Origin of the sequence: Enterococcus sp. DIV0240d, assembly GCF_051711245.1 — a bacterium.
Taxonomy (GTDB): Bacteria; Bacillota; Bacilli; order Lactobacillales; family Enterococcaceae; genus Enterococcus_D; species Enterococcus_D casseliflavus.
Window position 1 is genome coordinate 3004181 of record NZ_JBIOMG010000001.1, and the last position, 13797, is coordinate 3017977.

Here is a 13797-nt window from a genome sequence, read left to right on the forward strand (position 1 = left end):
TTTCCTCCTTAGTATAAGCCGCTTTCGCCAAAGCGTTTCGCTAATTTATTGGTACAAAGTACGAGGATGATCCCAACGATCGATTTAAATAATCCGACGGCTGTTGAGTAACTGTAAGCGCCATTGGTGATCCCCATCATATACACATACGTATCAAAAACATCTGCTACTGTTCGGTTCAACTGATTGGTCATCAAGAAAATCTGATCAAACCCCGTAGACAAAATCGACCCGATCCGCATGATCAGCATAATGATGATCGTCGAACGAATCGCAGGCAAAGTGATGTGCCACACACGACGAAAACGTCCTGCACCATCCATGATCGCGGCTTCGTATTGTTCCTGATCCACACCTGATAAGGCAGCTAAATAAATAATGGTCCCCCAACCGATCTCTTTCCAAATCGATTGCATTACGATCATGGGGCGGAACCATTGCGGGTCTGAGAGAAAGTCGATTTCAACGCCTGTCAACGAAGCGATAAATTGAGTGATCGCTCCATGATCGATGTTGAATAAGATATGCCAAAGACTAACGACGATCGTCCATGAAAGAAAATGTGGTACATAGACGAAGGTTTGAATGGTCCGCTGAAACAGCTTGTTGCGCAATTCATTCAGTAACAGTGCCAAAAAGATGGGTGCTGGAAACGAAAAGAAGATGTTTAAAAAGGCAATCATCAACGTGTTCCACAAGATCCGAAAGAAATCAGGATTATTGAAGAAATCCATAAAATTTTGTGTTCCGACCCATGGACTATCTGCGATTCCTAAAAAGGGCACATAATCTTTGAAAGCAATGATCAACCCATACATCGGTGCATAACGAAATACTGCAAAATAGATGATCCCGGGAATCGTCAAAATATAGAGCCATTTATTTTGTTTAAAATGGTTGAGAAAACTCCCCCATTGCTCTTTCGTTTTCGGCACTTTTTTTATTGTTGTTTCCATTCATTCTCCTCCTCTAACTCCGCTCCGATCAGTGCTAAACAACAAATCGTATTTAGACCCCACTGTGCCAGCACATTGGTCGATACCCACGGCATTTCTTTTATTTTTTTCCACGTTGTCGCTGCTTCAATGGTCGCTTCGATCGGCAATGGAACACCCGATTTGTCATTATCAAGCAATAACTGCCAAGCCCTTTGGCTGATTGCTTGATCGTTACGCACTCGCCCAGCAAAGGCCATCATCGTCGACGCAAACATTGGCCAGGCAAAATGAGGTTCCGTCAGTACCCCGTTTGATTCTTCTGCTTTTCTCTCAGGACTCAAGCTATAAAACCAGCCAAACTCCCCTAACATCTCTGTCCACTCGGGGTCTTCCAGCACTTGAGCAAGTTCTAACCAAACTTGCGGCGCCCCAAAGGAGATGACCATGTGATAGCCGCCAAAATTCCCAGTTCCCATATAAGATAAGGTTTTGTCTTGTGGATCAAATAACACTGTGGGACCAGACAATAGGCGCTGGGGCATGGCTTTGATGCAGGTGATGCCCGTGCGAATTTTTTCAAGGTAAACAGGATCATTCGTCCGTTCCCACTGGGTAAACCAGTTCGAGACTAGCGCAGCCCAATCTGGTCCGATGCGAATCGGTATCCGCTTCGTTTCTCGTTCATAAAACTCGCGCATCGGTGGTAACGCATCAAAAGCATAGGTTTCATTGTCTTTGACTTGTTCCATAATCTCCCCAATGCGTTCATCCGCTGTTAAATAGTAGTAGTAGCGATGGAGACCCGCCATTGAAATTCGAACTTCTTTAGCTTGGCAGCCCCAATGAACGACATTATGCCGTGACCCTAATCCTTTGTATTCACCAGCATGATACTGATCGACTTCTGAAGTATGTCTCGTCATGCTTTCAGCCAGATAGTAGACGCTTGGATCACCAGTCCGTAAGAAATCTAGCCAAAGCCACATGTTTGGGACCAGTTCAGTGTTTTGCCAAGCGTACCCACCAAGATCGTAGCGCCATTGGTGTCGAAACTGATCATAGGTATGCATGACATCACCATAGTTCCAATAGCCATACCAACTTCTTTGTTGGACTTCTGCTAAATAGAATTGACGCATCTCAGCCAATTGTTGCTCCAGCAACTGTTTCGTTTTCGTTGATTCATCTGGTAAACTGATCCTGCCAAAAACCTTCGTCTCTTGATAACGCTCTGGCAATGAAACGATCTGGGCAGGTTCTTGGTTTTCTTGAGCTAAGCCCAGCAACACTTCTTCTGACGGGGCTTCTTCATATAGATCCAACCAACAACGCGTCGTATTTGCTACGCCAACTGCCGTCGAACGAATCTCTTCCATTCCTTCGTATCCGCTAAGCATATGATCCCGTTTGGAATAGTGCTGAAAATCCATTGGCTTGGCATTCGGTGACCACTGCCACATCGTGATTTGGGTTTCTTTTTGGGTGATGCCTGTCACCTCGATCGCAGATGGTGCTTTTTCCCAAAATTTCTCCATGCTGCAAGCAACGCCGCCGGTTTCTCCCCCAGCGTAAAAGGTACCTGAATAATGCTCGCCATCCCCAATGGGCAACCAACAGTACCCAGCTTCGGTCTGTTTTTCTAATTCAAATGACCGATGATTGATTTGATTGACCCGAAAATTGTCCCAAATAGCATTTTCCACCGCATGAGACAGCATCTGCTCGTCCGCTGAGGTCAATGAAACGAGCTGTCCACTGGCTTGTTGTTGATAGGGAATGTTTTGCTGATAGTGTCGCCGTGAAAGTAACAATTGTGCCGCTTCATGATACACAGCATCTGCAATAAATTTGACTTGTCGATTCCAATTTTCACCTGTCAACGCATAATCAAATGCTATCCCCATGCCTTCATAAGCAAGTGGTTTGATGATAATGACCGTATGAATGATTTCCAATTTGCTGATTTCGCGAAAGATACGAAACCGTAAAATAAACTCTTGCACCACTTCTTGATTGATCTCAATGACGCCCGTTACTTTGATAACGGCTTTTTCTGAACCATTTTCTTCCAACATCAAGTCCGTTACTTTGGACTGCACCTTTTTGTTTTGGTATTGCAGGATTGCGTGAAGATCTTGCAATTTTTTCTGCCCCTTGACCGCTACCCAGTCCAAAACATTTTTCCCTTCCCCATGTTTCGGGAAGAAGCCTTTGATCGTACCGTTGTCAAAATAAATACCGTTGTAAGCTTCCCTAGCAATCGCCTGTTTCTTCTGGACACGCTGTTTTCTTTGAAAAAGTAACTGCGTCGTTTCTGCCACCAGACCACTGTGTCCTGTCCATTTCACACTGCCATCTGGCCAGTAAGCCAGTACTTTCGTTTGCAGCGGCTCCTCCCCCAGCAAAAACAGTTCCTCCCTTAGAACCTCAGGTTGTAAAGCTCCTTTTTCCCATGGATACCCAAAACTCAGCCCACGTTTTCCCTTAGGTTTATTTTTGAGCCATTTCAATGCCATGTTCGATTTCCTCCTCTTCCCTCTCTGCAGGTTGAACTGCATCGTTTTGTTGCTTTAGCTTTTGTTCATTTTCATCAAATAATTTCAAGTAAATCCCCATTGTGCCAATGATCCACATCCCAATACTTAAAAATGGAAGGAGACCGGGGAGAAAAAAGCTGATCGTACTACAAATCCCAAACCAAAGGACGCCTAAAAAGGTGCCAATAGGTTGAAAAAAAAGAAAGCGTAGCGAAGCGCCTAGGTACTTCTTCGTTGGGAGCACATAATATTCGTACATGCTAAGCAATGTATTGATCACAGCGATCGCGACGCATTGGCTAACGATCAATAGGATCAAGCCTGTTTGAGTCAATGCCGCTAAAAATCCTTGCTGGATCACCATCATGGGGCACAAATAAAAGAGAATGATCGGTAAGCCCAAGCGATTCGATCGCCAAAAGTTCCTGCGGTAATACCCAAAGAACGTTTGAAAAAAAGGCGGCGATTCCTGTTTAAGGGTTTTCTTTGCTACGTGGAATCCTGCTTGTACGCTAGGCGCCAGTCCAAAGATGATCCCACCTACTAGTGCACCTATAATAACGGTTACATTTATCAGCAAACAATAAAAGACAAAATCTGCTGCTTGATATGCTTTCTGCCAATTCATCACCGTTCCTCCTCTAAGGAATATACCTTCAAGTCTTTATAGCGGGCCTTCATTGGCGCCATTTGCCGAAATCCGATCGCTCCTTTAGTTAATACGGGACCAAACTGTTCCTCATCAAGGTACCTTAACACCAATAAGTCGTTGATCCAAAAGGAAATCGTTGCACCTACCTTATCGATTCTTAGGTGATAAAACCCTCGGGCATCTGCTACACTCGGAAGTGGGTCTGCGCCTTGGGCGACCAGATGAAACCCATGGCTTTTGCGCAAATTACACGTTTCAAACGCCCGTTCCTCCTCATACTTTCTTCGAAAATAAGAAAGGTGGTAAGCATCGATCCCTCCAGAATGATACTCGGGATATGCCCCGGTTCGTTTGGGTACTCCAGAATCGAAGATCGAGCCACCCTTGCGATTGGCTGCTGCAAAAAAGAGCATACATAAGCCTGGTTCAGCCAGTGGTTGAAACTGCCAGGTGATTCGTAGGTCCGCTGGAAATTGTTGAGGCAGCCATAAAACAAAATGTGGTTGTTTGTTTGATTCTTCAGAATACGTATTCGCCAGAATCATCCCGTCTTGGAAAGTAATCTTGGGCTCTCCTTCAGCAATAAAGTGTTGAATATCTGCTGCTTGATTCAGCGGATTTTCATAGATCAATTTCGCTAACATTTCTTCTTCTCCTTTTATGCGTATATGAGCTACTTTTCTCTTTTCATAGTAAACTTGACCTACATTTCTAACAATTGACTTTTTTTGAATTCCTTGATATCAAGCGTTAGATTAGGGTTTCCACTTGTTTTTTTCCATTTTTTCTTTTCTGATTTCTTACTACCTGTCTCGTCTCACCTAAATAGTACTCCATTTTATTAGCTGAATAATTAGCTGAAAAAAATTATTGAAAAAGAAAAAGGTTGAGAGCAAGATCCACTCAACCTTCTTCGACTGTCGTTATTGTGCTTGATGAAGGGCATTCGTTTCTTCCATCAGCTGCGTGCCTCCTTGATTCTTCCAAAGTTCGATCGCAGCTTCCCAACCCGCTTCATCGATTTGTCCTGCAATAAATTGAACCCGCGCATCACTAATGATCTGATCAAGCTGTGCCCCTTTTGTTACATACGTATCTGTATTATAGGAGGCTGCTGGGTTAAAGACAGCGTGCTCTAAATCAGCTTCCATCAATGACAATCGTTTTTCATAGCTTTCAGTAGCCGCTTCTGTATCAGGCTTAGCAATATAGTACAGGGTATCTTCCGTTACATTCATCCCAATTTGTGAGTACCCTTTGACCGCATTGGCTAACGCTTCAGCTTCTGATCCTTCTAGTGCGACGGACATTCCATCCACTACTTCAAAATTGATTCCTTCGATTCCGTTGTTCAGCAATACCTGTGCTTCTTTATCATTTAATTTATCAAGGAACGTCAACACCTCTTTTAGATGTTCCTCTGTCTGGACACTCGACTTAGGAATCGCCAAGAAACCAGAATAGCCATCTGTCGGTAACGCATTCATCGTACCACTATTATCTTTTAAATTCCCTGTAAAGACGACGAGGTCTTCTTCTCCAGCTTGCAATAATTTATTGCTGATTTGTGCTGCTCGTGAATACGTATCAATAATGATCCCACCACGTCCATTGATAAACGGCTCATCCCATTTATCTGCTGCCATGGTTGCAAAATCACGATTGACATAGCCTTGTTCCACCATATCTTTAACAAATTGCATTGATTCTAGGTATTCTGGTTGCATAAAGGATGGCTCTAAAGTGCCGTCTATTTCTTTCCAAGCATTTCCTGCCCCAAACCAAGTAGCTAACACATCGTAAGGACTATTTGAATTGATCGAGCCAGGCCATTGGGGAATAATCAAACCAAACGTATCATTTTCACCATTCCCATCGGGATCGTTCTCAGTAAATGCTTTGGCAACCTCATAGAGATCATCGATCGTTTCTGGTACATCTAAGTTTAAGTTTTCTAACCAATCTTTTCGGATGATCACCGCCGTCCGCATCGCATCACGTTTCCGATAAATTCCGTACACTTTGCCATTCACAGAAGAATTACGCAAAACATCCTCGTTAGATTGAGAGAGATTAGGATAATCAGCTAAATAGTCGGTCAAATCCCAAAAAGCGCCATTTTCTGCTGACTTGATAAATCCTCCTGATTTTCCTTGAATGACCATCACTTCTGGAATATCATCTGAAGCTAACGTAATATTCATTTTATCCTCGTAGGATGTATTGGGTGCCCAGGTAATATCAATGTTTTTGCCAGTGTACGCTTCTAATTGCTTCAAAATCTCGTTGTCACTTGCAGGTGGTTCAGTTTCAATGTACGGCGATAAAATCGAAATCGTATCATAATCTGTTGTGGAACCTGCTTCCTCCTTCCCACATGCCGACAAAAAAGCGACTGATAGTAACCCCAAACCAAGAATCGTACTTAATTTTTTCACTACTTTTCCTCCTTAGATTTTGTTGTTGAGCCCGATTAAATAAACCGCTTTCAATACCAAAAGCATAACGAAAAGCAGGATTTCCAGCAATTGACATTTTTTGTTAATCGTTGATATATGGCTAGGTAGGGGTTTGTTGACAACGATCTGCTGAGTCTTCCCTTTCCAAAAAAAGTAAGAACATCTGAAGCACTGGCTCTTGGCTTAAAATCTTCGCTCTCTTTTCTCTATCCGTCTCTAATTTCATGCTATGCTTCTAAATAGATGGACAGATCTTTCTTACTCAAGTAGCACATTCTCTTAAGAAGTTACTTGTGACCAAACCAATTAGGCTGTAAATTTTTCAAATTAAAAAAGACCAATTTCTTGGTCCTTTACAAACTGATTTCAATCTTATTTTTACTCTGATAGTGTTTGCCATCGATCAATACCGTAATGCCTACGCCCTTGCCAAAATGTTCTCCTGATCGATCATACCAGACAGAAATAAAATCACCTTTCATCGGCAAATCCTCAAAAGAAAAATACTCAAGCGTCGTATCTTTAATTGGATCGATCGTCAGCAGTCCCTCATCAGAAAGATGAATACCACAATATCCACGAATGAATAAATCACTGAAAGCAGAATGATTGTAATCTTTTCCACGTTCATAGCCACCTTTTCCTATGGGCCAGTTCTGGTCTTTTAAAATTTTTCTGGAAAGCCATTCTCCTGTATCTGGATCAATATTTTCATCAAGCCAATTGACTTTTGGCCCATCTGCTTTGTTTCGATAAAAACTATTCGCATAGGTCAGCAATTCTCGTGAAATGTCTGTTGCTTTAAGTGAACTATTTTTGTTTTGACGTGAGGCTATCATTGCATTGATCGTTTGGGTTGTGGCAAACGGCCAAGATGGTCCATTCCAAAGGCACTCATGATTTTTCTCACTGGGTAAGTTATAACACAGATGATCTCTGGCTGCTGTAGTCAGACCATACTCACCGTGAAAACACATGGGATCACTCAAATAGCGCCAAGCCCTCGCATGAGTATCTTCGGCAATACCAAAGAGCCAAGGGAGATAGCCAATCAATTCTTTTACATTGTGTTGCTTTGGTATTTGTTTAAAGTCAAATGTTGCAATTTGCGCATCTTTATCCTCTAAGGGAATCACTTTAAAAAATTCTTCTTCAGAATCCCATAAATACTTTATTATATTTTGTTTTAAAAGTGACGCTTTATTTCGATAGTCTTTAGCAAGTGAAGAATCACCTGCTTGCTCGGCAAAATAGGCAATTCCTAAGGCATTGGCATACATGTAACTATTTAATGTTGGCCTCAATCCGCTACCACTAATAGAACACTCCATGGCATCCCGGTCATCATTTGACCAAAACAAACCATAACGAGTCAGATGATGCGTTTCGATCTCTTGATAAAAGGTTACCAAATGAGGTAATAACTGAACACCATACTCAGCATCTGACCAAAGAATCGCATAATTTTTGATCGCATCAATGATCCAAGACGAATAGGCATACTGATTTCCACTGCCTTTAAACCAAAAATCAACATATTCGTGAATGAGTTCGCGACCACATTTTAACCAACGAGCTTCGGAAAGATGATGTCCAACAGCACAATTGATGGAATTGTATGGTCCTGACCAACGAACGGGTGGTAAAAACTCAGTTATGATCGTTCCCTCTGGTGTGGCTTTCAAATGCTTCCGAAATACCCACCATCGAAAATAATATGCTTATTCAAATAATGGTTGATTACATGTAAATACTGGGACGTTTTGCATCATCCAGGTTTCTGCGTCAGCATTTGATATACATTGAGAATAAAGTTCTTCATCATTGTGATTAAATGTATCAATATATTTCTTTATAAAATTTTCCCTCATTGTGCCCCTCTCTTTTCCTACTTAGCGATGTACGTTCTCGTTGTCTCTCTACTACCGCTCATACACATCATTTTGATCCAAGGTTGGCGCTAACGCAGTGACGATCGTTTCCACCATCTTTAAGTTCTCAACCCCTGCAATCTTGCCGAACTCGTCGGCATGGATGGAAAGATTTTTTAATGTTAGATTGCGGATCGGTTCTGCTGGGCTGGCCTCGATGAAAAAAGCACGCACGCTTTGTTGTCCTGTTTTGGTAGCTTGCACGTTTTCAATAGTAATGTCGCAGACCTTTGCTGGACCTACTGGAATAGCTGGTTGTACCATCAATTTGTGCCAATAGTCGGGAATCTCTTCCTCATAATCAGCTGGCAGTTCTGGATAACTATAATCTGGGTACCAATTTGTTTGTAAGAGAAAAGGAAAGCCAACATCCTTCATCGTTAAATCCGAAGCAGTGACCTTGCGTATAAATCCACCTCGATTGTTGGCGGATTTGATCCGAAACCCTGCGCCAGTTTGCTCAAAGACGACTTTTTGTATTTTAATCTCTTCGATCCCACCCGAAGTTTCACTACCAATGGCAATTCCTGAACCATACCCTAACTGACAGTCTTTGATCGTGATTTTCCGACAGCTTCTTTGCTGGGCTAAGGCTTCTGCCCCACGTCCCGCCTTGATCGAGATATTGTCATCGTTGCAGGAAATGTAGGCATTTTGAATCGTGACTTCTTCACAGGAATCAATATCGATGCCATCAGTACTAGGCCCTTTTCCATTGTCTATCGTGATGCCGTCGATCAATATGTGGTGAGAATACGTGATTTGGGTATTCCAAAAACCCGACTGTACCGACGAAATGCCTTTGATGGTTACTTGCTGACTTTCATAAACAAGGATATTTCGTGGGCGCTTGCAATCATAATCTGCTGCCCAGCGTAAGCCTTTTTTTGCGTAATCCGCCATCATCCCGCTGGCTTCATCTGTTCCCCAAAACGTTTGCCACCATGTTTCTCCACGACCATCAAGTTTTCCTTTTCCAGAGATCATGACATTTTCTGCGTGAAAAACATTGATCATCGCTGCAGGCCACTTCATATTGATTCCTGCGACCCGATTATCTACTTCGGGATAATCGGCCAGTTCTTGACTACCATACAGAATCGTATCCTCTGAGACAATCAAGTGCACATTGCTTTTTAAAAACAATGCGCCGATTTGATAGGCGCCGGGTGGTGTAATCACTGTTCCCTGCACAGTTGATGCTTGGTCAATTTCTCGTTGCAATAATTGCGTGATGTCTTCCATTCTTGCTTGCCTCCTACGTTTTTGTTTTAAGCTGTTGATAGGTTTGTCGATACCCATGATTGTAAAAATTGCGCATCGCCCACCTTTTTTCATCTATCATTTCGTTGGATAGAACTGAGTGCTTCTTACTGGCGCTGTCCATCAAGTAAAGCGTTCCTCTTGGCACATCTCGTTGTCTTTTCCCATGTGCTTTCTGGCGTCCTTTTCCCTACATTCTTTACTATAGTCCCCTTATCGGGAAATGAAAGTCCTTTTTGATTTCTGGGGATCGTCTTTTTTTGCATCGTCCTTTCTTGTTAGAAAAATGCGCCTTTTTGTCTACAAAAGCAAAAAGGCGCAACCTGTCAAGGGAGGAAATAAGGTGCTTAACTAACTGTTTCTCATTGGGAGAACCAACGCAGATCATTTTCAAAAGCTTGTTCTACGTGAGTTTCTTTTGTCCCACCATGGATAGTTCGACTGTTTCTTGGCAACTTATTGCGTCACTTATGGCCGCTCGATCAATAACGGCTGCTTCTTTAAAGCTGACCTCCTGACACTGTTCAAAAATCATTTTCTTTTGCCCTTTAGCTGATTCAAAGGCAACTGACTCAAAAGCAACGCGTTGGATCGGTGAAACCTGCTGTGCTTGTTCATCGACAAACCCTTTTAGCTCGACCAAAGGGTTCTGCCCTACGATACGGGTATTCTTGACCAAAATATCCGAAATGATCGGTAACTGTTGGGCTGCCTGACCATCGGCATTGTAAGCAACAGGATGAGCCATGAAACGATCCAACAGGCAATCGGTGATCGTCACTTGACGAATATAGCCACCACGATCATTCTGCGCTTTCAATTCTAGCCCATAAAGCGTATTGGTCAGTTGACAATCTCGAAAGGAGATATTTTCGACACCACCAGATTGCTCACTACCAATCGCGATGCCATGTCCCCCTCGAATAGCCAAATCAAACAGCCGAATATTTTTCGCTGGTCTATTGATCTGATTTCCTTCTGGATTTTTGCCAGATTTGATTGCGATACAATCATCACCCGTATCAAAAACGGTGTCAAAAATCAGCAAGTTTTGCGAAGAATCTGGATCCCATCCATCGCCATTGTCGATGCCTTTGGACTGAATATTCACCCCATGGGTCACAACGGTGTCACAGTAAATCATATGGACAGTCCAGCATGGTGGGTCAATCAACGTCAACTCTGTCAAATGGATGTTTTTGGCCTGCATCATACAGATCAAACGTCCCCTTACTCGTCTTCCAGGTTTTCCATCAGAAACATATTCTGGATACTGTTCCCGGTCTGCATAAGAGTTTCGCATCGCCAGTCCTAATGGATTCCCGCCACCAATGATCGTTCCTTTGCCACAAAGACGGATATTTTCACAAACGATACGCCCTCGATCGCCCCGATCGATATACCCAATGTTGATCAATGAACGGAAGCAAAACAATTCCCAGCCTTCATAACGGCTTAATGGTAAGCCCTCTTGATTCACGCTTCCTAAATACTCGTGAGGGGCAACCCGATATGTTTCTATGTCGAGGCTTGCTTGCAATGTGCCATCTACCTGAAAGATCATATTGCTTTTTAGCTCCAACGCACCAGAAAGGATCACTGCCCCTGTTGGGATCCAGACAGTGCCATTGCTAGGGCAATCGTTGATCGCTTGCTGGAGAATGGTGGTACTATCTTCTTTGCCTGCGCTATCAGCATGGTAGGGTGCTTGCGTAACATCTAACACAACACTTTTTTTCTTTGTACGAAAGGTCGTCGTGACTGCGGTATTTGTAAGCAGGCACCCCTGATGATCGAGGCAGATGATCGTTACTTGATACGTTTGATCGGCAGATAAGTTTGTCAACGTCCAATGCGTCTTGTTTGTTGGTCTGGTTTGGATCAAATCGTTGTCTAAAAACAATTGATAACCAAAAATAGCTTGAGCGTGCAGCGGCTTCTCCCAAATAAGGGTCGCTTGATGAGCGCCGATCGTGCTTGGTACGACATGAAAATCAATTACTTGAAATGGTTCCATCGGTTTGTCCTTTCTTCAACGAATTCATTCAATAGAAAAAAGATATTCCAAAACAGCGAATATCTTTTTCCACAATTATTTAAGACCCGTCGTGCTGATGCCTTCAACAATGTATTTTTGAAAAATAAAGAAGATGATCAACACAGGTAGTAAGGAGACCACAGACATCGCGAACATCGCTCCCCAATTGGAAGTGCTGCTAGCATCTAGGAACTGCTTTAAGGCAATCGATACCGTGTAGTTTTGCGGACGTGTAAGGTACAGCATCGGTCCGATCAGTTCTTCCCATTTCCAATAGAAAGAGAAGATCGCAGCGTTTGCCAAGGAAGGCTTCATCAACGGTAGAATCACGCGGAAGAAAATACCGACCCGTCCACAGCCGTCCATTTTTGCTGCTTCATCTAAATCTGTCGGGATCGCAGAGACGAATTGAACCATCATGAAAATAAAGAAAGCTTGTCCGAAGTATGAAGGAACGGTTACCGGACGAATCGAGTTAAGCCAGCCTAATTGATTAAACCAAAGATACTGAGGCACCATGATGATCTCTTGCGGCAGCATCATCGTGACCAAGATACAAGCAAACCAAAAGCCTTTTCCTTTGAAAGGAATTCGACCAAATCCATAAGAAATGACAGCCGAAGAACAGACCGCCCCTACCATTGAAATCAACGCGATTTGCAACGAGTTGAAAATATAGCGAATGAAGGGAATCCCTGCGATCCCTTCAAAGCCTTTGGTAAAGTTTTCTAACGTCCAGCTGCGGGGGATCAACTCCGTTGCCGTTCGAAAAATGTCACTACTAGGTTTAAAGGCACTAAACAGCAGCCAGAAAATCGGATAAAGCATCAGTAATGCAGCAACTAAGATCACAGCATCAAAGAAATAATTTTGTTTTTGTTCACGCATCAATCAAACCTCCTCGTTTTCTTTAAACACCCAAAATTTCGATGTTGCGAACAACAGAATCGTAATCAACCCGACGATGACCAGTAAAATCCACGCTAAGGCTGAAGCATAGCCCATTTTGAAATCGGTAAAGGCTCGTTGATACATGTACAAGGAATAGACTAACGTGCCGTTACGAGGAGAACCCGTCCCATTCGAAATGATAAACGCAGGTGTAAACGTCAAAAAGGCCATGATCGTTTGATAGATCAGATTGAAAAAGATGATTGGTGTCAGGACTGGAACCGTGATATTGAAAAACTGTCTGATTTTTCCTGCCCCATCAATTTCCGCCGCTTCGTAATAATCTTTCGGAATATTTTTCAAACCGGATAAGAAAATCAACATCGACGAGCCAAATTGCCACGCTGCTAATAAAATCAAGGTCATCAACGCTAAGCCAGGACTTTTAAAGAAGTAGATCGGGTCTAAGCCGATCGCCACTAGCACGCCATTGATCAACCCTGAATCGCCAAAAAGATTCCGCCACATGATCGAGACCGCCACGCTCCCACCTAAAATCGAAGGGATATAAAATAATACCCGATAAGCGCCGCTTAATTTCGATGGGCGGTTGATCAGCATCGCCACTGCTAATGCGACGATCAGCCGTAAAGGGACTGCCAACACAACATATTTCAGCGTAACAGTCAGTGACTGAACAAACTTGGGATCATTCGTAAAAATCGTCTTAAAGTTATTCCAGCCAACAAATTGCGCCTCTGTCAATAAATCATAGTCATGAAAAGACATAAAAAGAGAAATCCCCATCGGGACGATAATAAAAGCAAAAAAGCCAATGATGAAGGGTGAGATAAATAAGTAGCCTGTAACCATATTCTGTTTTGATTCTGGTAATCGATTAAACCAGCTTTTGAGTTTCCCAGGTTCTTTTGCCGTGGGTGATTTTGATTGTAGTTCCATAATTTTCACTTCCTACCTCCTATAGTTGATTACGCTTACAAGTTGATTTTAACGAAGTGCTTCTTAAGAATGAATAGAAAAAAAAGTACAGAAATGTGAAAAACTAGAGGACCTATTTTTTCCCCCAT

General features: G+C 42.8%; 10 protein-coding genes. All 10 read right to left on the reverse strand.

Translation table 11 applies throughout. The annotated features are described in order from the left end of the window. Window positions 1-8: 8 nt before the first annotated feature. The gene (locus IGJ25_RS14485) at window positions 9-956 is read right to left on the reverse strand and encodes an ABC transporter permease (protein ID WP_005234199.1); all 948 of its coding nucleotides are present in this window, start codon (window positions 954-956) and stop codon (window positions 9-11) included. Next, window positions 941-3454 carry a hypothetical protein gene (locus IGJ25_RS14490; protein WP_010749861.1) on the reverse strand — a complete coding sequence of 838 codons (2514 nt, stop codon included), beginning with the start codon at window positions 3452-3454 and terminating at the stop codon, window positions 941-943. The genes IGJ25_RS14485 and IGJ25_RS14490 overlap by 16 nt, the downstream gene beginning before the upstream one ends. Then, complete coding sequence (locus tag IGJ25_RS14495; RefSeq protein ID WP_010749862.1) at window positions 3429-4103, reverse strand: YesL family protein; 675 nt, start codon at window positions 4101-4103, stop codon at window positions 3429-3431. The genes IGJ25_RS14490 and IGJ25_RS14495 overlap by 26 nt, the downstream gene beginning before the upstream one ends. Then, window positions 4103-4771 carry a DUF1961 family protein gene (locus IGJ25_RS14500; RefSeq protein ID WP_010749863.1) on the reverse strand — a complete coding sequence of 223 codons (669 nt, stop codon included), beginning with the start codon at window positions 4769-4771 and terminating at the stop codon, window positions 4103-4105. The genes IGJ25_RS14495 and IGJ25_RS14500 overlap by 1 nt, the downstream gene beginning before the upstream one ends. A 279-nt stretch (window positions 4772-5050) precedes the next feature. After that, window positions 5051-6565, reverse strand: coding sequence for an extracellular solute-binding protein (locus tag IGJ25_RS14505; RefSeq protein ID WP_010749864.1), 1515 nt, complete (start codon window positions 6563-6565; stop codon window positions 5051-5053). A gap of 374 nt (window positions 6566-6939) precedes the next feature. Beyond that, a complete protein-coding gene (locus IGJ25_RS14510; RefSeq protein ID WP_225000591.1) occupies window positions 6940-8271 on the reverse strand; it encodes an MGH1-like glycoside hydrolase domain-containing protein in 1332 nt (443 codons plus the stop codon). A gap of 237 nt (window positions 8272-8508) precedes the next feature. Then, window positions 8509-9762, reverse strand: coding sequence for a glycoside hydrolase family 28 protein (locus IGJ25_RS14515; RefSeq protein WP_081116081.1), 1254 nt, complete (start codon window positions 9760-9762; stop codon window positions 8509-8511). A 421-nt stretch (window positions 9763-10183) separates the two neighbouring features. After that, window positions 10184-11797, reverse strand: a complete 1614-nt coding sequence (locus tag IGJ25_RS14520; RefSeq protein ID WP_081116080.1) for a glycosyl hydrolase family 28 protein — start codon at window positions 11795-11797, stop codon at window positions 10184-10186. A 75-nt stretch (window positions 11798-11872) separates the two neighbouring features. Then, window positions 11873-12706: a carbohydrate ABC transporter permease gene (locus IGJ25_RS14525; protein WP_005234188.1), complete on the reverse strand. Its 834-nt coding sequence runs from the start codon at window positions 12704-12706 to the stop codon at window positions 11873-11875. A gap of 3 nt (window positions 12707-12709) precedes the next feature. Further along, a complete protein-coding gene (locus tag IGJ25_RS14530) occupies window positions 12710-13669 on the reverse strand; it encodes a carbohydrate ABC transporter permease (protein WP_140966019.1) in 960 nt (319 codons plus the stop codon). Window positions 13670-13797 lie beyond the last annotated feature (128 nt).